The sequence below is a fragment of the Rahnella inusitata genome, assembly GCF_965118895.1.
Lineage (GTDB): Bacteria > Pseudomonadota > Gammaproteobacteria > Enterobacterales > Enterobacteriaceae > Rahnella > Rahnella inusitata_A.
In genome coordinates, this window is the sequence record NZ_CBCPJJ010000009.1 from 137,865 (window position 1) to 158,716 (window position 20,852).

General features: G+C 53.9%; 18 protein-coding genes. 14 read left to right on the forward strand and 4 right to left on the reverse strand.

Going from position 1 to position 20,852, the window contains the following annotated elements; genetic code table 11:
- The first annotated feature begins 181 nt into the window (after positions 1-181).
- The 11 genes from ndk to ACMHLI_RS08755 all read left to right on the forward strand — a co-directional run bounded on the left by ndk (position 182) and on the right by ACMHLI_RS08755 (position 11,237).
- On the forward strand, positions 182-607 hold the full coding sequence (gene ndk, locus ACMHLI_RS08705; protein ID WP_112164814.1) for a nucleoside-diphosphate kinase: 426 nt from the start codon (positions 182-184) through the stop codon (positions 605-607).
- Positions 608-844: 237 nt separating this feature from the next.
- A complete protein-coding gene (locus ACMHLI_RS08710; protein ID WP_413529122.1) occupies positions 845-2,044 on the forward strand; it encodes a bifunctional tRNA (adenosine(37)-C2)-methyltransferase TrmG/ribosomal RNA large subunit methyltransferase RlmN in 1,200 nt (399 codons plus the stop codon).
- A 108-nt stretch (positions 2,045-2,152) separates the two neighbouring features.
- Positions 2,153-2,890 (forward strand): type IV pilus biogenesis/stability protein PilW, encoded by a 738-nt coding sequence (gene pilW, locus ACMHLI_RS08715; RefSeq protein ID WP_413529517.1) that lies wholly within the window; start codon positions 2,153-2,155, stop codon positions 2,888-2,890.
- A complete protein-coding gene (gene rodZ / locus ACMHLI_RS08720) occupies positions 2,880-3,878 on the forward strand; it encodes a cytoskeleton protein RodZ (RefSeq protein ID WP_413529123.1) in 999 nt (332 codons plus the stop codon). Before pilW ends, rodZ begins: the two co-directional genes overlap by 11 nt.
- Before the next feature lie 42 nt (positions 3,879-3,920).
- On the forward strand, positions 3,921-5,042 hold the full coding sequence (gene ispG / locus ACMHLI_RS08725) for a flavodoxin-dependent (E)-4-hydroxy-3-methylbut-2-enyl-diphosphate synthase (protein ID WP_413529124.1): 1,122 nt from the start codon (positions 3,921-3,923) through the stop codon (positions 5,040-5,042).
- 133 nt (positions 5,043-5,175) lie between these two features.
- Positions 5,176-6,450 carry a histidine--tRNA ligase gene (gene hisS, locus ACMHLI_RS08730; protein WP_413529125.1) on the forward strand — a complete coding sequence of 425 codons (1,275 nt, stop codon included), beginning with the start codon at positions 5,176-5,178 and terminating at the stop codon, positions 6,448-6,450.
- Positions 6,451-6,463: 13 nt separating this feature from the next.
- On the forward strand, positions 6,464-7,084 hold the full coding sequence (locus ACMHLI_RS08735; RefSeq protein ID WP_413529126.1) for a YfgM family protein: 621 nt from the start codon (positions 6,464-6,466) through the stop codon (positions 7,082-7,084).
- 11 nt (positions 7,085-7,095) lie between these two features.
- Positions 7,096-8,277, forward strand: coding sequence for an outer membrane protein assembly factor BamB (bamB, locus tag ACMHLI_RS08740; RefSeq protein WP_413529127.1), 1,182 nt, complete (start codon positions 7,096-7,098; stop codon positions 8,275-8,277).
- Positions 8,278-8,486: 209 nt separating this feature from the next.
- On the forward strand, positions 8,487-9,971 hold the full coding sequence (der, locus tag ACMHLI_RS08745; RefSeq protein WP_112164827.1) for a ribosome biogenesis GTPase Der: 1,485 nt from the start codon (positions 8,487-8,489) through the stop codon (positions 9,969-9,971).
- 66 nt (positions 9,972-10,037) lie between these two features.
- A complete protein-coding gene (locus tag ACMHLI_RS08750) occupies positions 10,038-10,994 on the forward strand; it encodes an AEC family transporter (RefSeq protein WP_413529128.1) in 957 nt (318 codons plus the stop codon).
- Between the two features lie 12 nt (positions 10,995-11,006).
- Positions 11,007-11,237: a zinc ribbon domain-containing protein gene (locus ACMHLI_RS08755; RefSeq protein ID WP_413529129.1), complete on the forward strand. Its 231-nt coding sequence runs from the start codon at positions 11,007-11,009 to the stop codon at positions 11,235-11,237.
- Here ACMHLI_RS08755 and ACMHLI_RS08760 read toward each other — a convergent pair.
- The 3 genes from ACMHLI_RS08760 to ACMHLI_RS08770 form a co-directional block, all read right to left on the reverse strand.
- Positions 11,222-11,566: a protealysin inhibitor emfourin gene (locus ACMHLI_RS08760; protein WP_413529130.1), complete on the reverse strand. Its 345-nt coding sequence runs from the start codon at positions 11,564-11,566 to the stop codon at positions 11,222-11,224. The two genes, ACMHLI_RS08755 and ACMHLI_RS08760, sit on opposite strands and share 16 nt — an antisense overlap.
- The gene (locus ACMHLI_RS08765) at positions 11,567-12,601 is read right to left on the reverse strand and encodes a M4 family metallopeptidase (RefSeq protein WP_413529518.1); all 1,035 of its coding nucleotides are present in this window, start codon (positions 12,599-12,601) and stop codon (positions 11,567-11,569) included. It abuts the gene before it with no gap.
- A gap of 174 nt (positions 12,602-12,775) precedes the next feature.
- The gene (locus tag ACMHLI_RS08770; RefSeq protein WP_413529131.1) at positions 12,776-13,852 is read right to left on the reverse strand and encodes a LacI family DNA-binding transcriptional regulator; all 1,077 of its coding nucleotides are present in this window, start codon (positions 13,850-13,852) and stop codon (positions 12,776-12,778) included.
- Between the two features lie 215 nt (positions 13,853-14,067).
- On the opposite strand from ACMHLI_RS08770, the gene ACMHLI_RS08775 reads away from it, so the two are divergent.
- Complete coding sequence (locus ACMHLI_RS08775; RefSeq protein WP_413529132.1) at positions 14,068-15,381, forward strand: MFS transporter; 1,314 nt, start codon at positions 14,068-14,070, stop codon at positions 15,379-15,381.
- Positions 15,378-17,741 carry a TIM-barrel domain-containing protein gene (locus tag ACMHLI_RS08780; RefSeq protein WP_413529133.1) on the forward strand — a complete coding sequence of 788 codons (2,364 nt, stop codon included), beginning with the start codon at positions 15,378-15,380 and terminating at the stop codon, positions 17,739-17,741. Before ACMHLI_RS08775 ends, ACMHLI_RS08780 begins: the two co-directional genes overlap by 4 nt.
- 20 nt (positions 17,742-17,761) lie before the next feature.
- Here ACMHLI_RS08780 and xseA read toward each other — a convergent pair whose 3' ends face one another.
- Positions 17,762-19,141 (reverse strand): exodeoxyribonuclease VII large subunit, encoded by a 1,380-nt coding sequence (gene xseA, locus ACMHLI_RS08785; RefSeq protein WP_413529134.1) that lies wholly within the window; start codon positions 19,139-19,141, stop codon positions 17,762-17,764.
- Between the two features lie 168 nt (positions 19,142-19,309).
- On the opposite strand from xseA, the gene guaB reads away from it, so the two are divergent.
- On the forward strand, positions 19,310-20,776 hold the full coding sequence (gene guaB, locus ACMHLI_RS08790; protein ID WP_413529135.1) for an IMP dehydrogenase: 1,467 nt from the start codon (positions 19,310-19,312) through the stop codon (positions 20,774-20,776).
- Positions 20,777-20,852: the final 76 nt, after the last annotated feature.

A 20,852-nucleotide genomic window follows, 5' to 3' on the forward strand; every position in this document is an offset into this window, starting at 1 on the left:
TTTGTTTAAGGGGAATAGGCAGTTTGTGCATGATCGTGAATCAATGCCGCATTTTTTTAATTAAATGTTGTGATTCGGGTAGGCAATCTTAACTTCGCTCCCTATAATCACCGCCATTTTACGGCAGGTATAACATTAAATTAACCGGCCCTACCTATAAAAGTCAGACAGAGGTTTTTCCATGACTATCCAACGTACTTTCTCCATCATCAAGCCAAACTCCGTTGCTAACAATGACATTGGCGCAATCTACGCTCGTTTCGAACGCGCAGGTTTCTCCATCATTGCTTCTAAAATGCTGAAACTGACCAAAGAGCAGGCTGAAGGTTTCTACGCTGAGCATAAAGGTCGTCCATTCTTTGACGGTCTGGTTGAGTTCATGACTTCTGGTCCGATCGTTGTTCAGGTGCTGGAAGGCGAAAACGCGGTTCAGCGTAACCGTGACATCATGGGGGCAACTAACCCGGAAAACGCACTGGCCGGTACCCTGCGTGCAGACTTCGCTGACAGCTTCACTGCCAACGCCGTTCACGGTTCTGATGCAGTAGAATCCGCACAACGCGAAATCGCTTACTTCTTCGACGAAAGCGAAATCTGCCCGCGTTAAGATTTTCGGGCGTCATTGCCGGAATACAGACCGCAAATTCGCAAGAATTTTGTCAGCGTCACCTTCCAAACATGGCAACTCTGCCCTAAAATTTGTACAATGTTGCGCCCCGAATGAGCCAGCCTCTTCGGGGCGCAATTTATTGCAGGCCACCTGAATGCCGCTTGTGCGCGCAGACAGTGACGGTTCTGCACTTCCCTGGCGCCATAACGTGTAACAACGAGGCCATATTTCATTATGTTAGAATCAACAACTCCCGAGCAAAACGTGTCTGAAACCTTCCCGATTTCTGCAGAGGAAGTGAAAACTGTTGCTCCTGCTGCCGCAAAAATTAACCTTCTTGATCTTAACCGCAAACAAATGCGTGAGTTCTTTATCAACATGGGCGAGAAACCGTTCCGTGCTGATCAGGTCATGAAGTGGATGTACCACTATTGCAGCGATGATTTCGAGCAAATGACCGATATCAATAAACCGCTGCGTGACAAGCTGGCGCGCGTGGCTGAAATCCGCGCTCCGGAAGTCGCTTCCGAACAACGTTCTACCGATGGCACTATCAAATGGGCGATTCAGGTCGGCGGGCAACTGGTCGAAACCGTGTATATCCCGGACGGCGACCGCGCCACGCTTTGCGTCTCCTCCCAGGTCGGCTGCGCGCTGGAATGTACTTTCTGTTCCACGGCTCAACAGGGCTTTAACCGTAACCTGCGCGTGTCCGAAATCATTGGTCAGGTCTGGCGTGCGGCGAAAATCATCGGTGCTGCCAAAATTACGGGCACCCGTCCCATCACTAACGTCGTGATGATGGGCATGGGCGAACCCTTGCTGAACCTGACCAACGTCGTTCCGGCGATGGAAATCATGCTTGATGACTTCGGGTTTGGCCTGTCTAAACGCCGCGTGACGCTGTCTACCTCTGGCGTCGTGCCTGCGCTCGATAAGCTGGGCGACATGATTGACGTTGCGCTGGCTATCTCCCTGCACGCGCCGAACGACGCTATCCGCGATGAAATCGTGCCGATTAACCGCAAGTACAATATCGATACGTTCCTGGCCGCCGTTGAACGTTACATCAGCAAATCCAACGCCAACCAGGGCCGCGTGACCATTGAGTACGTTATGCTCGACCATATCAACGATGGCACCGAGCACGCGCATGAGCTGGCTGAGCGTCTGAAAAATACGCCGTGCAAAATCAACCTGATCCCATGGAACCCGTTCCCTGGCGCGCCGTATGGCCGCAGCTCAAACAGCCGTATTGATCGTTTTTCTAAAGTGCTGATGGAGTATGGTTTTACCGTCATCGTGCGTAAAACCCGTGGTGATGACATTGATGCCGCCTGTGGCCAGCTGGCCGGTGACGTCATTGACCGCACCAAACGTACGTTGAAGAAAAAGATGGCGGCTGAGCAGCAGATTTCCGTTAAAGCCGTTTAATCGTCAGAAGGTCAGCGCAGGGCCTGGAGGTATCCCTCAAAGCCCTGCGTTTTATTGTCGGTGGCAGAATAAAGGGAATTAAGCATGGCAATGAAAGACAGTACGAAAATGCTGATGGCTGCCGGTTTGGCGGTTTCTCTGTTGACGGGGTGTTCAAGCTCCCCGAAAGAGACGCAGGCAGCAACCGGTGCCTCCCAAACGCGTCTTGAACTGGGAATGGCGTATCTTTCTCAGGGGAATATGGATGCGGCGAAACAAAATCTGCAAAAAGCCGCAGACAGTGCGCCGGATGATTATCGTACTCAGTTGGGCATGGCACTTTACGAGCAAAAAACCGGCGATCAGAAAGCTGCTGAAAGCCGCTATCAGCAAGCGCTGAAGCTGGCTCCGCAAAATGGGACCGTCTTAAATAATTACGGTGCGTTTTTGTGTAGTTTAGGGCAGTATGTACCGGCACAACAGCAGTTTAGCGCCGCAGCCAATGCGCCTGATTACGGTCAGGTGGCAGACAGTCTCGAAAATGCAGGCTACTGTTTTCTGAAGGCAAATCAGAATGAGGAAGCGCGAGTGTTACTGAGCCGGGCATTAAAAACCGATCCCGATAAAGGCGCACCCTTGCTGACAGAGGCAACCAAAGAATTTGAAGAAGGGAATCGCGCTCAGGCGAAACTTCTACTGGATATCTACCAGCATGTCCTGCCAGCCACGGCTGACAGCATTATGTTACAAATTCGATTCGCTGCGTTAGCGGGCAATCCGGACAGCGTTCAACGCTTCGGTAAGCAGCTTGCGCGAAGTTATCCACAATCCAAACAGTACCAGCAGTTCTTAGCTAATGAATACTGAAGCCTCCCAAGAAAATAAAGTTAAATTGACCGCAGGCCAACGCCTGGGTCAGGCACGTGAAGAGTTAGGGCTCAGCCATCAGGCCGTTGCAGAACGCCTGTGTCTGAAAGTCTCTACGATTCGCCAAATTGAAGAAGATGCGACGCCGGCCGATCTCGCGCCGACTTTCCTGCGTGGTTATCTTCGTTCCTATGCCAAACTGGTTCATATCCCGGAAGAAGAGCTCTTAAACCTGATTGGTAAGCAAGCCCCGATTAAAGTGCCGAAAGTCGCTTCTATGCAGGGTTTCTCTCTCGGTAAGTCTCGCAAAAAACGCGATGGCTGGCTGATGGGCTTTACCTGGCTGGTGGTATTTGTGGTGATTGGCCTGACCGGTGCATGGTGGTGGCAAAACCATCAGGCGCAGCAGGAAGAAATCGCGACAATGGCCGATCAGTCTACGGCCCAACTGAATCAGGATAACGGCCAGGGGCAAACTATACCTCTGGGCGGTGGTGACAACGCTAATTCTGCACCGACGACAGAAGATCCCTCTTCTGCGCCTGACGCAGCAGCGACGGCACCACAATTACAGAACTCAATTCCTTTGAACACGGCGCAAACGCCAACGGATAACAGCGCACCGGCTTCCTCCGGAACGCCTGCAGCACAAGCACCTGCTGCGGTATCCACCAGCCAGCCAGCAACGGCTGAGAATGGTCTGCCAACCGGTGATGCACAAACTGCTGCTGCAGGTGCTGATCCGCAAGCTGTCGCTTTGACATTCAAAGCCGATTGCTGGTTACAGATCGATGACGCGTCAGGTAAAACCTTGTTCAGCGGCATCAAAAAAGGCGGCGAAACCCTGAGCGTGAAGGGAACTGCACCTTATAAGCTGAAAATCGGCGCACCGGGTGCAGTGGATATTCAATTCCAGGGCAAGCCGGTTGATTTAAGTCGTTTTGTAAAATCAAGCCGTGTTGCGCGCCTGACTATCGCTGCCGAGTAATCGGCAGCTTGTCGGACGATTGCAACGATGGAGAGTGAAGTAATGCATAACCAAGCACCCATTACCCGTCGCAAATCAACCCGGATTTATGTCGGCAAGGTGCCTGTAGGTGATGGCGCGCCGATTGCTGTGCAATCGATGACCAACACCCGCACCACAGATGTCGCGGCGACGGTCGCCCAGATCAAATCGCTGGAACGCGTGGGCGTCGATATTGTCCGCGTTTCTGTGCCTACCATGGATGCCGCTGAGGCGTTCAAGCTTATCAAGCAGCAGGTGGATGTTCCGCTCGTTGCTGATATCCATTTTGACTACCGTATCGCGCTGAAAGTGGCTGAATACGGAGTTGATTGCCTGCGCATTAATCCGGGCAACATCGGTAATGAATCACGCATCCGCTCCGTGGTGGACTGCGCCCGTCACTACAATATTCCTATCCGTATCGGTGTGAACGGTGGCTCTCTGGAAAAAGATATCCAGGAAAAGTTCGGCGAACCTACGCCGGAAGCGCTGCTGGAATCTGCGATGCGCCATGTCGATATTCTCGACAGACTTAACTTTGATCAGTTCAAAGTCAGCGTAAAAGCCTCTGATGTGTTTCTTGCCGTCGAGTCTTATCGTCTTTTGGCGAAGCGTATCGATCAGCCTTTGCATTTGGGCATCACGGAAGCCGGCGGTTTACGCGCCGGTTCGGTGAAATCTGCCATCGGTCTCGGCCTGCTGTTGTCTGAAGGTATCGGCGACACGTTGCGTATCTCGCTTGCCGCCGATCCGGTCGAAGAAGTCAAAGTCGGTTTTGATATTCTGAAATCGTTACGCATCCGTTCCCGTGGGATCAACTTTATTGCCTGTCCGACCTGTTCGCGCCAGGAGTTTGATGTCATCGGCACCGTCAATGCATTAGAGCAGCGTCTGGAAGATTTGATCACGCCAATGGATGTTTCCATCATCGGTTGCGTGGTGAACGGTCCGGGCGAAGCGCTGGTTTCTACGATTGGCGTCACTGGCGGTCATAATAAAAGCGGTTTCTATGAAGACGGCGTTCGTCAGAGAGATCGTTTTGATAACGAACTGATGATCGATCAGTTAGAAGCCAAGATCCGCGCCAAAGCGGCGATTATGGATGAGAGTAAACGTATCGTTATCAATCATCTTGAAAAGTAACATCGGTTGCGGGCGTCAGAGTAAGCCCGCATTATATTGAACCCGACAGGGGTGATGGCGTCTGTGCGTTGAACCGCAGACCACAAACCCCCTATAATCGGGTTCATTTTTTATAAAACGATAGAGAACTGACGTGGCAAAGAATATCCAGGCCATTCGCGGCATGAACGACTACCTGCCGGAAGACACCGCGCTGTGGCAGCGTATCGAAGGTACTTTGAAACAGGTACTCGGTGGTTACGGCTACAGCGAAATCCGTATGCCGATTGTAGAGCAGACCCCATTGTTTAAACGCGCTATCGGTGAAGTGACCGATGTCGTGGAAAAAGAAATGTACACCTTTGAGGATCGCAACGGTGAAAGCCTGACGCTGCGCCCTGAAGGGACGGCTGGCTGTGTGCGCGCCGGTATCGAGCATGGTCTGCTGTACAATCAGGAACAACGTCTGTGGTACATCGGCCCGATGTTCCGCTACGAGCGTCCGCAAAAAGGACGCTATCGTCAGTTTAATCAGTTGGGTGTCGAAGTCTTCGGTCTGCAAGGCCCGGATATTGATGCTGAACTGATCCTGCTGAGCGCCCGCTGGTGGCGTGCGTTGGGCATCTCCGAGCACGTAACGCTGGAACTGAACTCTATCGGTTCACTGGAAGCCCGCGCGAACTATCGTGACGCACTGGTAGCTTTCCTTGAGCAGCATAAAGACAAGCTGGATGAAGACTGCAAACGTCGTATGTACAGTAATCCTCTGCGTGTTCTGGATTCCAAAAATCCGGACATTCAGACGCTACTGAACGATGCGCCAGAGCTCGGTGACTATCTTGATGATGAATCAAGAGAACACTTTGCAGGTCTGTGTGAACTTTTAGAGCAGTCTGGTATCCCATATACGATTAATCAGCGACTTGTGCGCGGTCTGGATTATTACAACCGCACCGTGTTCGAGTGGGTAACCAGCAGTCTGGGCTCACAGGGTACCGTGTGTGCGGGTGGCCGTTACGACGGGCTGGTAGAACAATTGGGCGGTCGTGCGACACCTGCCGTCGGTTTTGCGATGGGGCTTGAGCGTCTGGTATTACTGGTTCAGGCCGTAAACCCGGACTTCAAAGCACCTGCGACGGTAGATGCTTACGTTATTTCTTCCGGCGCGGGTACACAAGGTGTAGCCATGAAACTGGCTGAAACGCTGCGTGATGCCATGCCGGAACTGAAAGTGATGACGAATTACGGTGGCGGCAACTTCAAGAAGCAATTCGCCCGTGCTGATAAATGGGGTGCGCGCGTTGCCCTGGTATTAGGCGAAGATGAAGTCGCTAACCAGCAGGTTGTAGTCAAAGACCTGCAAACTGGAACACAAGAAACGCTGACGCACAGTGAAGTTGCTGGGCGTCTGGCTTCGATGTTGGGTTAAGGAGAAGGACACTGTGGAAGTCTATACCACTGAGAATGAACAGGTTGATGCTGTACGTCGCTTCTTTGCCGAAAACGGTAAAGCGCTGGCCATTGGCGTTGTTCTGGGTATTGTAGCCCTGGGCGGCTGGCGTTTCTGGCAGAGCCATCAGGACTCTGCCCTGACGGAAGCTTCTGCGTCTTTCCAGAAAGCTAATCAGGCAATGGCCAGCAAAAATGCGCAAGGCGTGGCCGAGCTCGAGAAGTTTGCTCAGAGCAATGACAACAATTACGGTGTGTTTGCCGCTCTGCAACTGGCCGATCACTTTGTCGAAACGAAAGATTTCGCCAATGCTGAAAAGCAGTTAACGCAGGCGCAGGGGCAGGCCAAAGAAGACAATTTACGCTCGCTGGTGAATTTACGTCTGGCACGTGTCCAGATGCAGCAAGGCAAATTTGATGATGCACTCAAAACGTTAGACGGCGTGAAGGGTGAAGGCTGGGCAGCAATGCAGCAAGGCATCCGTGGTGATGTTCTGCTCGCTAAAGGCGATGCGAAAGGGGCTCGTGATGCCTTCAGCAAAGGTCTGGAATCTAAACCCTCTCAAACGCTGCAAACGATGCTGCGTATGAAATTGAACAACTTAGCCAGCTAAGGGGAACCCCGATGCAATTGCGTAAAACACTCTTGGTAGGATGGGTTTCTGTTGCCCTGCTGAGTGGCTGTTCATTGTTTAACAGCGAAGAAGATGTCGTCAAAATGTCCCCGCTGCCAAAAGTTGAGAATCAATTTACTCCGACGAAAGTCTGGAGCAAATCCGTAGGCGATGGCGTAGGTGATTTTTACTCCCATCTGCGTCCGGCCTGGCAGGACAGCACCATTTACGCAGCCGATCGTTTTGGCATTGTGAAAGCGCTGGATGCTGACAGCGGTAAAGAAAAATGGAGTGTTAACCTGTCTGAAAAAACTGGTTTCCTCTCCAGCAATCGTTCGGCACAGCTTTCCGGCGGCCTGACCGTTTCCGGCGGCCATGTGTACGTCGGCAGTGAAAAAGCGGTGGTTTATGCGCTGAATACTGAAGATGGCACCGTGGCATGGCAGACCAAAGTGGCGGGCGAAGCATTGTCCCGTCCTGTGGTCAGCGATGGTTTAGTGCTGGTACACACTGGCAACGGTATGTTGCAGGGTCTGAGCGAGTCTGATGGTAAAATCCAGTGGACCGCTAACCTCGATATGCCGACGCTGTCTCTGCGCGGTGAATCTGCCCCGGCGGTTGCCTTCGGTGCAGCCATTGTCGGCGGTGATAACGGCCGCGTCAGCGCCGTGCTGATGAAAGAAGGTCAGCTGATCTGGCAGCAGCGTATTTCACAAACCACCGGTACGACTGAAATCGACCGTCTGAGTGATGTGGACACCACACCGGTTATCGTTGATGGCGTTGTTTATGCGCTGGCTTACAACGGCAATCTGGTGGCGATGGATCTGCGTTCTGGTCAGGTGATGTGGAAACGTGATGTCGGCTCTGTGAATGACATCATCGTCGATGCGGGTCGTATCTACATGGTCGATCAGGATGACCGTGTGATGGCGCTGGATACGCAGGGCGGCGTGAGCCTGTGGCGTCAAAGTGATCTGTTGCACCGCAATCTTACCGCGCCAGTGCTGTATAATGGGTATATCGTAGTCGGTGATTCAGAAGGCTATCTGCACTGGATCAACACCACGGACGGTCGTTTCGTTGCTCAGCAGAAAGTCGACAGTGATGGCTTCCTGAGTGCGCCGATTGTGGCAAGCGACAAGCTGGTGGTACAAGCGAAAGGTGGCGAAGTCTACTCCTTCACCCGCTAAAACCGCGCCCGGCGTCTGGCCCTGAGATCGTTTGATCACGGGCTTAAAAACGGCTCCTGAATTGCTCAGGGGCCGTTTCGTATTCTGAAAACCGTGCAATTTGAAATCTGGATTGCGCTGTAACAAATTGAATTATAGCTGTTTGTCCGAAACAGAAGGGCAACAGACTATTTGCGTTTAGCTATAAATAAAAACACTGAGGCTTCAAAATGATACCTGTCGTTGCGCTTGTTGGGCGCCCGAATGTGGGTAAATCCACTTTATTTAACCGTTTGACCAAGACGCGTGACGCGCTGGTTGCGGATTTCCCGGGGCTAACGCGTGACCGCAAGTATGGTCGTGCTGAGATTGAGGGTAATGAATTCATCATCGTGGATACCGGCGGTATAGACGGTACCGAAGATGGTGTTGAAACCCGTATGGCTGGCCAGTCTCTGCTGGCTATCGAAGAAGCGGACATCGTTCTGTTCATGGTCGATGCGCGCGCGGGCCTGATGCCTGCCGATCAGGGCATTGCCCAGCATCTTCGCAGCCGTGAAAAAGCGACTTTCCTGGTGGCGAACAAAACTGACGGTATTGACCCCGACAGCGCCGTCGGTGACTTCTACTCACTCGGTTTAGGCGAAGTCTACCCTATCGCGGCCTCGCATGGCCGTGGTGTGGCACAATTGATTGAGCACGTACTGGTACCGTTCGTTGGGGCTAAACCTGAAGAAGTCGAACTGACCGAAGAAGAGGCTAACGCCGCTTACTGGGCAGAGCAGGAAGCCACCGGTGATGAAATCCCGGAAGACGAAGAAGACGATTTCGATCCGCAATCTTTGCCAATCAAACTGGCTATTGTCGGGCGTCCGAACGTGGGTAAGTCCACACTGACTAACCGCATTTTGGGCGAAGAGCGCGTCGTGGTTTACGACATGCCGGGTACCACCCGCGACAGTATTTATATCCCGATGGTGCGCGACGAACGTGAATACGTTCTGATCGACACCGCCGGTGTGCGTAAGCGCGGTAAAGTTACCGAAACTGTTGAAAAATTCTCCGTCATTAAAACCCTGAAGGCAATTGAAGACGCGAACGTCGTGATGCTGGTGATTGATGCCCGCGACGGTATCTCCGATCAGGATCTTTCGCTGTTAGGCTTCATCCTCAACAGCGGGCGCTCACTGCTGATTGTGGTGAATAAATGGGATGGCATGAGTGAGGAAGCGCGTGCTCAGGTGAAAGATCAGCTGGATCTGCGCCTTGGCTTCGTCGACTTCGCGCGTATTCACTTTATCTCTGCTCTGCACGGCAGCGGCGTGGGTAACCTGTTCGAATCCGTGATTGAAGCCTACACTTGCGCGACCACGCGCGTCAGCACTTCTATGCTGACCCGTATCATGCAGATGGCTGCTGACGATCACCAGCCTCCGCTGGTAAACGGTCGTCGTGTGAAACTGAAATATGCCCACGCCGGGGGTTATAACCCGCCAATCGTGGTGATCCACGGAAATCAGGTGAAAGATCTGGCTGATTCTTACAAGCGCTATCTGATGAACTACTTCCGTCGTTCACTGAAAGTGATGGGTACGCCGATCCGCATCCAGTTCAAAGAGGGTGAGAACCCTTATGAAGGCAAGAAAAACACGCTGTCACCACATCAGCAGCGTAAGCGCAGACGCCTGCTGCAGCACCTGAAAAACAAATCCTAAAACTGATGGGGTGCATGAAAATGTACCCCATTTTTTTGTCTCAATTTTGCGCGAGGAGTTGGCTGGATGTTCTGGCAGACCTGGAGTTTTGCATTTGGCGTCACGGTACCTAATTTATTAATTTTGTTGTTGGGCATGGTGCTGCGCCGTACTGGCCTGATGGACGATAGTTTTAATGAGAAAGCCAGCCGGTTAGTTTTCAATATCGCGTTACCTTGCCTGCTCTTTTTCAGCGTGGCGCAGGGGCATGATTCTTCAGGTTCCAATCTGCCGCTGGCCATTTACGGTGGTGTCGCGACGGTTATTTCTTTCCTGCTGCTGGAACTGGTGGCGCTAAAACTGGTGAAAGATCCGCGTGAGCGTGGCATTTTTGTTCAGGGAGGATTTCGCGCTAATACCGGAATTGCGGGGCTGGCTTACGCTTCGCTGGCGTTTGGCAGCGAAGGGATCGCGCTCGGTTCGATGTACCTGGCGGTGACGGTGATTCTGTTTAACGTCCTGTCGGTGATCACGCTGACGCGCAGCCTGAAGGGCGGGCAGGGCAAACGTATCGGGATAAAGCCGATTTTATACGGCGTAGTAACCAATCCGCTGATCATTGGTCTGGTGCTCGGGCTGATCTTCCAGCATAGCCATTTGCCGATGCCAGCTACCCTTGCCAGCACTGGCGCGTTTATCTCCGGCATGGCTCTGCCGCTGGCGATGTTGTGCGCGGGTGCCAGCCTCGACTGGCGGGCAATGTTTCGCAGTTCAAACGTCGCAGCCTGGTCATCGGCTTCGCGTGTGATATTCGTTCCGGCGCTGATGACTGCCGGCGCCTGGGCGTTTGGTTTTCGCGATGCGGCGCTTGGCGTCATCTTTCTGTTTTCCTGCACACCAACGGCGGCGGGCAGTTATGTCATGACCCGCGCGATGGGCGGCAACGCGACGCTGGCGGCGAACATTATTGCCGTCACCACGCTGGGATCATTTTTCACCACCGCGCTCGGCCTGTATTTATTGCGAACGCTGGGCGTTATTTAGAGGAGAAATACGATGGATGCCTGTTGTCCGGTTTGCGACCAGCCGATGAGCTGGGTGAGCGGTCACTTTCGATGTGAAACATGTCAGACAGAGTATCAGCAAACAGCGTTATGCCCGGATTGTCAGCAGCCGTTGCAGGAACTAAAAGCCTGCGGAGCGGTGGATTATATCTGCCAAAACGGGCATGGGATGATTTCTAAAAAGCGGGTGATATTTACGTACACCCCTTACTCAGAAGGGTGATCGTCGGGCTGGGCCTGTTTCCATAAATTCACCAGTTCTTCCGGCGCTTCGGTTTCCGGAATGATCACCACCAGACTGGCCGTATGCTCCGCCGACGCAAAGTAAATCTCGATGCGGAAATAACGCTGGTCTCCATGACCGGCGTTTTCTTTTTCCTGGGCATAGAGCATCGCCTGGTTGATAAGTTGACAGAGTTGCTGCCGCTTATCATCGCTCATGTCTGAAAGCTCAACCCTTCGCGGCCCGCTGAGTTTAGGAATAAACGCGATACCACCTTCACGGTAAATCTCGATAACCGCATTACTTTCCAGCGACTCTAAAGGTTTCATTTACATCACTCCGACTTGCTCCCAGGCTTCACGGACGGCCTGCGCGACGGAGGCATCAAACCGTTTTTCGGCATGCTGAACCGTCAGTTGGGCAAACGTCACAAAGTCTGCATTTTTAGGCAACGATTTGTCACACACCGTATCGTACCAGGCATATCCTGCGCGTTCCCAGGCGTTACCGCCCAGTTTAGTCGCGGCAAGGTAAAAGGCACGGTTCGGGATGCCGGAATTGATGTGGACACCGCCGTTGTCATCGCGGGTATTCACATAACCGCTCATGTCAGCGGGCTGCGGATCTTTGCCGAGCAGCGGATCGTCGTACGCAGTGCCGGGGTGCGACATTGAGCGCAGTCCGGTGCCGTGAATGCCTTTGGCCAGCAAGCCCTCGCCGATGACCCAGTCCGCTTTCTCGGCGGTTTGTTTCAGGTGGAACTGTTTGACCAGCGAGCCGAACACGTCAGACAGTGATTCGTTCAGCGCACCGGATTGACCATTATATTCCAGCCCGGCTTCGCTTTCCGTCACACCGTGCGAAAGCTCATGACCGACCACGTCGATGGCAATCGTAAAGCGGTTGAAGATCTCGCCGTCACCGTCGCCAAACACCATCTGCTGACCGTTCCAGAAGGCGTTCTGATAGCCTTTGTCATAGTGAACGGTGCCGGCCAGCGCCAGACCTTTTCCGTCGAGAGAATTACGCTGGTACGCTTGCCAAAAGAAATCATAGGTGACGCCGAGATAATCATAGGCTTCATCCACTGAGATATCGCCGTTACTTTTCTGGCCCTCTTTACGCACCGATTCGCCCGGCAGACGGGTAGTGTTTTTCGCATCATAAATATTGCGCTCCACCTGTCCGGCTTTGGCGGTTACGATCTTTTGCGGTTTGGCGTAAGGCTGTGCCATCAGGGTGTTTACATGCACCAGCGTTTGCCGGGCACATTTGCGCTGAGGTTCTGAGCCGTGTTCGATAATGCGGTTGAGCATGTAGGGTGGAATGACGCTGTTGTAACGCTTCGCTGAACTGTGATTCATCATGAATCTCCTTATCAAGGGTCACCCGCAGGTGAAAGAAAGGTGTTCTGAATGTCTGATACTGAAAAGCGGCTAATGAATAGTCGTCACAACTCAGTATAGAACCGCGTCACGTTCCTCCCGTCAAAGATGAGATTTATCTGTCCGGCTGCCGCTCTTACAACGTGTGATTCATCAGATTTGTTGATCATAAAGCTGATGGGCGCGGGGCGTGACTGCCCGGCCAGAAGCCTTACGTACCGAATCCCGCACCACCAGTTTTCCCTGAAGGAGCTGGTTAGTGCAGGGGGCGTCAGGGCGCAGCATACGCCGTTGCAACAGCGCGATGGCTTCGGTTCCCAATTCATCACGCGGCACGTGGACGGCGGTCAGCGGCACGTCGTGGATTTCTGCCAGATTAAACCCGTCGGTACTGAGCACGCTGATATCGCCCGGCACTGAGAAGCCTTTTTTGCTGAGCGCCGCCACGACACCGGACGCCATAAAATCACCGCCCGCCAGAATTGCCGTTGGCAGCGGCTGACCCGCCGGCAAGGCATCCAGATAGTTGAGCATTGCCTGCTCGCTTTCCTGCGCGCCAAAACCCGAGGTGTTCAGCAGATGATGGCTGTCGCTGAAGGTCTGATGATGACGGGCGAATGCCTGTCTGATGCCACTCAGACGTAGTTCCATGGTATGACGACGCAGACATTGCAACGTCACGATGTGCTGATGCCCCTGAGCGAACAGATAATCGCAGGCGAAATCGCCCATGGTCTGATGATCGGGGCTGACGCTGTCGTGGCGCATATACCGGTCATGGCAGTTCACCAGCACGCAGGGCTTGCCCATTTCGGCGGCGAGCTGATGGATATGTGGATCGTCGATGCCAACCAGCAGCGCGGCTTCGGTCAGCGGGTCGGTCATTTTGGCGATAAAGAGTGCGGCGTCGGCGTTCTCTTCTTCCATCGCGCAATAGCGCACGCGCACTTCATGATGGGCGGTTGCCGCCAGAATCCCCTGCACCACTTTGTAATAGAAAATATCGCTGCGAACATCGAAGGCGCGGGCCGGGGCGAAAATCATGATGTTATTGAGCATCAGGCGGCCGGTAGAAAGTCCGGTGAAAATGCCCTGCGATTTGGCACATTCCATCACCCGCTCGCGGGCCCTGGTGCTGGTATTATTTTTCCCCGCCAGAACCCGTGAAACGGTGCTGATCGACAGCCCTGTCTGGTCGGCAATTTGCTGGATATTTAACTTTCCTTTCAAACTGTGATCTCCTTCAAAATCGCCTGTGCAAAATTTTTCACCTCATAAGATGAAGAGCGCACAAGCTTCTGCCTGCCGTGATGCCGCTAAGCAGTTATAGCGTGAAAGCTTTTGCAAAAAATCACGTTTCGCTCACAGATCCGTCTGCCTACTCTGCCGAAGTACCTTACATAACACATCATCTGCGGCAATGGCCGACGGGTGGGAGAACAGGCATGACAATTCAAATCAGCACTGAGAAGACTGCGGTAACAGGGCGCAGGAAAATAAAAGCGTTACGCTGGTGGATGCTGGCGCTGTTTTTACTCGGCGTGACGGTGAACTACATCACCCGTAATTCGCTGGGATTACTGGCTGCGGAACTCAAAACCAGCCTGAACATGACCACCGAACAATATTCTTACATCGTCGCGGCCTTTCAGGCGGCGTACACCATTTTCCAGCCGCTGTGTGGCTGGCTGATCGACGTGATCGGCCTGAAGCTCGGTTTCCTGATCTGTGCTTCTGTCTGGGCAGTCGTGTGTATGCTGCACGCCGGTGCCGGAAGCTGGATCCAGCTGGCGATTTTGCGCTTTTTCATGGGCAGCGCAGAAGCGGCGGCCACACCGGCCAACGCCAAAGCGATTTCCGACTGGTTCCCGCGTAAAGAACGGCCGGTCGCCGCAGGCTGGGCGGGTGTGGGTTTCTCGATTGGCGCGATGCTGGCACCCCCGATCATTCTGGTGGCACATCTGTCTTTCGGCTGGCGCGGGGCGTTCCTGTTCTGCGGTGTGCTCTCGATGCTGTGGGTTTTGCTGTGGTGGAAGTTTTACCATTCACCGGAAACCCACCCTAATCTGAGCAAAGATGAACTGGCGCTGATCCGTCAGGACAATGAACCGCAGCAAACGCGTCTGCCGTTTATTCAGTCGCTGAAAATCGTCTGCAAAAACAAAAAATTCTACGGTATCGCCATCCCCGCCTTTCTGGCCGAACCCGCGTGGGCGGTGTTCAGCTTCTGGGTACCGCTGTATCTGGCCAACGAACGCGGGATGGATTTGAAACACATCGTGATGTTCGCCTGGCTTCCGTTCCTGGCCGCCGATCTCGGCAGTATCGCCAGCGGCTATCTCACCACGCTGTATCGCAAAGTTTTCGGCTGCACCCGTATCAACTCCATCGTCGCCAGCTCCGTCACCGGCGCATTCATGATGCTGTCGCTGGCGCTGGTAGCGCTCACGCAAAGCCCGTACGCAGCGATTGCGCTGATCTCCATCGGCGGCTTCGGCCATCAGGTAATTTCCTGCATGTTGAGCGCAGTGGTCGTGGAGACCTTCGATAAAAATCAGGTAGCGACAGTAAACGGAATGCGCGGTTCCTCCGCATGGATCGCCAGCTTCCTGTTTTCTCTGCTGATCGGCGCCGTTGCCGACACAATCGGTTTTAACCCGTTGTTTATCGCCATGGGATTCTTTGATTTGATCGGAGCGGTCTTCCTGATTGCTTTGATCGCTGAACGCCGCAATCCGGCAAAAAGGGAGCACGTATGAAGACGTTGAAATACTGGGAGCTGGCCGGGCAAAACGACGCAGGTGTGGATCTGTGTGTCGAAGGTAAACATCTGTTTTGTCTGCGGGTGCTGGAGCACGGCTTAATCCGCGTGTTTATTCAGCGTCACGGCAAGCTGGCACTGGATCGCACCTGGAGCATCGCACCGCAAAATGATGTGCCGTGGGAAGGGCGCGACCGTCTGAGCAATGAAGGTTTTACGCTGCCGGGTTATCAGATGACGCAGGGCGAAAATACCCTGATCGTTACGACCGAAGCCCTGCGCGTGACCGTCCATCAGCCTCTCTGGCTGGAATGGGAACATAAAAACGCGGCGGGTGACTGGTTGCCTTTGGTCAGCGACCGTAAAACCGGTGCCTATATGCTCTCGGTGCAAGGCGACGCGTCGGCGCACTATCAGCGGCGTGAGGCGCAGGACGGCGTTTACGGACTGGGCGAAAAAGCCGGTGATCTCAACCGCAGCGGCCGCCGCTTCGAAATGCGCAATCTGGATGCAATGGGATACAACGCGGCCAGCACCGATCCGTTGTACAAACATATTCCGTTCACGATGACCCGCCGTAACGACGTCAGTTTTGGCCTGTTCTACGATAATCTCAGCAATGTCTGGCTGGATCTTGGCAAAGAGCTGGATAATTACCATCTGCCATATCGTCGTTTCAGTGCCGAAGCGGGCGATCTGGATTACTATCTGTTTATTGGCCCGACCTCCCTGGACGTCACTAAAAAGCTGGTCAGGCTGACCGGTAAAACCCTGTTTGGTCCGAAATGGAGCCTGGGTTACAGCGGCTCGACCATGTATTACACCGATGCACCTGACGCTCAGCAGCAGCTGATGAAATTCATCACACTGTGCCAGCAACACGAGATCCCCTGCGATTCGTTCCAGCTTTCGTCGGGTTATACGTCGATTGGCAATAAACGCTACGTCTTCAACTGGAATTACGAAAAAGTGCCACAGCCGGAAGTGATGTCACAGGCGTTTCTCGACGCCGGTATCCGTCTGGCCGCTAACATCAAGCCGTGCCTGTTGCAGGATCACCCGCAGTATCAGCAGGTGGCGGAGCAGGGGCTCTTTATCCGCGACAGCGAAAACAATGTGCCTGAGCGATCGGTGTTCTGGGATGACGAAGGTTCACACCTCGACTTCACTCATCCGGCCGCCGTACGCTGGTGGCAGAAAGGCGTCACGCAGCAGTTGCTGGAAAAAGGCATTGGTTCGACGTGGAACGACAATAACGAATACGAAGTCTGGGACAGCGACGCGCGCTGCCACGGATTCGGTAAATCTATCGCCATTAAACACATTCGACCGGTGATGCCGCTGCTGATGATGCGTGCGTCGTTCGAAGCGCAGCAAAGCTTTGCACCGGAAATCCGCCCGTATCTGATTTCACGATCCGGCTGTGCGGGCATGCAGCGCTATGTACAGACGTGGAGCGGCGATAACCGGACTAACTGGCAGACGCTGCGCTACAACACGCGTATGGGTATTGGCATGAGCTTATCGGGGCTGTACAACGTCGGGCACGACGTCGGCGGTTTCTCCGGCGATAAACCCGACGCCGAACTGTTTGTACGCTGGGTGCAAAACGGCGTGATGCATCCGCGCTTTACCATTCACTCGTGGAATGACGATCACACCGTCAACGAACCGTGGATGTACCCGCAGGTGACGCCGCTTATCCGCGATGCCATCCGTCTGCGCTACCGTCTGCTGCCGTACTTCTACACGCTGCTCTGGCAGGCACACGCCGATGACGAACCGATGCTCAGGCCAACGTTCCTCGATCACGAGCATGATAAAAACACCTTCGCCGAAACCGACGATTTCCTGATGGGCCGGGATTTACTGGTTGCCAGCGTGGTCGATGAGGGGCAGCGCGAGCGCGCGGTCTATCTTCCGGACAACGGCATCGGCTGGTGCGATTTCTATAGCGGAGAATGGTTCGCAGGCGGTCAGACGATTATCCTCGATGCGCCGCTCGATCGCCTGCCGCTGCTGGTTCGCGCCGGTGCTGCATTACCGCAGTCTGCGCGTCTGGCATACGTGGACAGCAACAAGGACATGGCGCGCGAGTTGCACGTTTATCCGGCGCCAGGAGCGGTGACATCAGCAGGCATGTTGTTCGAGGATGACGGCGAAAGCCACCGCTGGCAGCAAAATCAGGCGCTGTGGCTCAACTGGGACATTGTCAGCGGCACGCAACGTATCGATATCACGATCACTCAGCGTGGCGAATTCAAACCAGCGTGGAAATCTCTGGATATCGTTCTGCCGGAAGGTGAAGCGCGTGAGGTGTGGATAAACGGGGAACGGACAAAAAGTTACTTAATCTGATAGTAAACCAGGGGCCTGTTTCAGGCCCCTTTCACTGCCCGTTTACGCGCCTTCTTTTCCACCACGATCGATTTCACTTCGCTTTCAATCCAGCCATCGGCCAGACGTGTTTTGAGCGTATCGCCCGGTGCGGTCTGCGTGGTTTTCTTCAACAATGCACCCTGCGGCGTCGTCGTCACGCTATACCCACGAGCCAGCGTCGCCAGCGGGCTGACGCCCTCAAGCTGCGCACAAGCTTTGCCGAAACGTTCACGGTGTTCACCCAGTTGCTCAGACATCGCCTGTTGCAGACGGTATTGCAACTGCTGAACCCGCTGTTGCGCACGGTGAATGCGCGGCTGTGGTTGCTGTTGTGTCAGACGTTGCTGCAGCCGGTCGGTATGGCGAAGGATCTGGCGCAGCTGATTTTGCATCGCTTCATCCAGACGGCGGCGCAGTTTGAACAGCGCCGTCTGCTGACGCGCCAGGCGCAAATGCGGATGCTGCTGTTGCAGACGATGGTTGAGACGGCTAAAGCGCTGCGCGAGTTGCGCGAGGTAATAGTCCATCGCCAGTTCAAGACGCTGCTGCTGAGACTGGATCTGACGCAATAATTCCAGCTGATTGCGGCTGATAAGTTCTGCGGCGGCTGATGGCGTGGGGGCGCGCAAATCCGCAACAAAATCGGCAATAGTGACGTCGGTTTCGTGGCCGACAGCGCTGACGATAGGAATGCGGCTGGCGAAAATGGCCCGCGCCACGCGCTCGTCGTTAAAGCTCCATAAATCTTCCAGCGAACCGCCGCCGCGCCCGACGATCAGTACATCCACCTCTTCGCGAGTATTCGCCAGCTCAATAGCCCGGACGATTTGCATTGGCGCATCCACACCCTGAACGGAGGTGGGATAGATAATCACCGGGAGTGATGGATCGCGTCGCTTTAATACGTTTAACACATCATGCAATGCCGCACCGCTGGCGGAGGTGATCACTCCGACGCATTTCGCAGGCGAGGGTAGCGCTTGTTTGAACTGAGTATCGAACAGACCTTCGGCCGCCAGCTGTTGCTTAAGCAAATCGAATTTTTGCTGCAACAGACCGTCACCGGCTTCCTGCATACTTTCGGCAATCAGCTGATAATCACCGCGCGGTTCATACAGCGTAATGGTCGCGCGCACTAAAACCTGCTGGCCGTTTTGCGGGCGGAACGTCGTGCGGCGGTTGGTATTGCGGAACATGGCGCATTTGACCTGCGCGCGGTCATCTTTGAGGGTGAAATACCAGTGGCCGGAAGAGGGCTGAGAGAAATTTGAGATCTCACCGGAGAGCCAGACCTGACCCATTTCGTTTTCCAGCAACTGTCGGACCGTCTGATTCAGGCGGCTTACGGTAAAAATAGGAGGCGAAGAAGGTAGCGACATGTGATCCAGATCAAATTCAAAAACAGAGACTTAATCGAACGATACTACATGCCCGAAAAAGGTAATCAAGAAGTTTTTGAAATAGTTCTGGTCGGAATACCTACTCACCTGTATACTCCCGCTGCAATATTTTATCTTTTCCGCATCCACCTTGGTGAGATATTGCCCATGCTACGTATCGCAAAAGAAGCACTAACGTTCGACGACGTTCTCCTTGTTCCAGCCCACTCCACAGTTCTGCCTAATACTGCCGATCTCGGTACTCAACTGACCGCTAAAATCCGTCTGAATATCCCTATGCTGTCCGCAGCGATGGATACCGTGACTGAAGCGAATCTGGCGATTGCTCTGGCGCAGGAAGGCGGCCTCGGATTCATCCACAAGAACATGTCTATTGAGCGTCAGGCGGAAGAAGTCCGTCGCGTGAAGAAGCATGAAAGCGGCGTTGTTGCTGACCCTAAAACGGTTACGCCACAAACCACTCTGCGTCAGGTTAAAGAACTCACTGAAATTAACGGTTTTGCCGGTTATCCGGTTGTGACCGAAGAGAACGAACTGGTCGGTATTATCACCGGTCGTGACGTGCGCTTCGTGACCGATCTGGAACAGCCTGTCACCGCAGTCATGACGCCGAAAGAACGTCTGGTTACCGTGAAAGAAGGCGAAGCCCGCGAAATCGTGTTGCAGAAAATGCACGAAAAACGCGTAGAAAAAGCGCTGGTTGTTGACGCGCAATTCCATCTTCTCGGTATGATCACCGTCAAAGACTTCCAGAAAGCCGAACGTAAACCTAACGCATGTAAAGATGAGCAGGGCAGCCTGCGCGTCGGTGCTGCGGTTGGCGCGGGTGCTGGCAACGAAGAACGTATCGACGCACTGGTTGCGGCGGGCGTTGACGTTCTGTTGATCGACTCCTCTCATGGCCACTCCGAAGGCGTTCTGGAACGTATCCGCGCTACCCGCGCAAAATACCCGGATCTGCAAATCATCGGCGGTAACGTCGCGACGGGCGCAGGTGCTCTGGCACTGGCAAAAGCGGGCGTGAGCGCGGTGAAAGTCGGTATCGGTCCAGGCTCAATCTGTACCACGCGTATTGTGACCGGCGTAGGTGTTCCACAGATCACTGCCGTTTCTGACGCGGTTGAAGCGCTGGAAGGCACCGGTATTCCGGTTATCGCCGACGGCGGTATCCGCTTCTCCGGCGACATCGCTAAAGCTATCGCTGCCGGCGCAAGCTGCGTGATGGTCGGCGGGATGCTGGCGGGGACTGAAGAATCACCGGGCGAAATCGAACTCTATCAGGGCCGCTCGTTCAAATCCTACCGTGGTATGGGCTCTCTGGGCGCGATGTCCAAGGGCTCTTCTGACCGTTACTTCCAGACCGATAACGCCGCTGACAAACTGGTGCCGGAAGGTATCGAAGGCCGCGTTGCTTACAAAGGTCGTCTGAAAGAGATCGTTCACCAGCAAATGGGCGGTCTGCGCTCCTGTATGGGTCTGACCGGTTGTGCTACCATCGACGACCTCCGCACCAAGGCTGAGTTTGTTCGTATCAGCGGTGCCGGGATCCAGGAAAGCCACGTACATGACGTGACCATCACCAAAGAGTCACCGAACTACCGCATGGGTTCCTAATCCCTTAAGACAGCGAGCAACGAGCTCGCTGTCTGCTTTTAGTGCATTAAGAAAAAATTAACCTGTTGTTTTAACG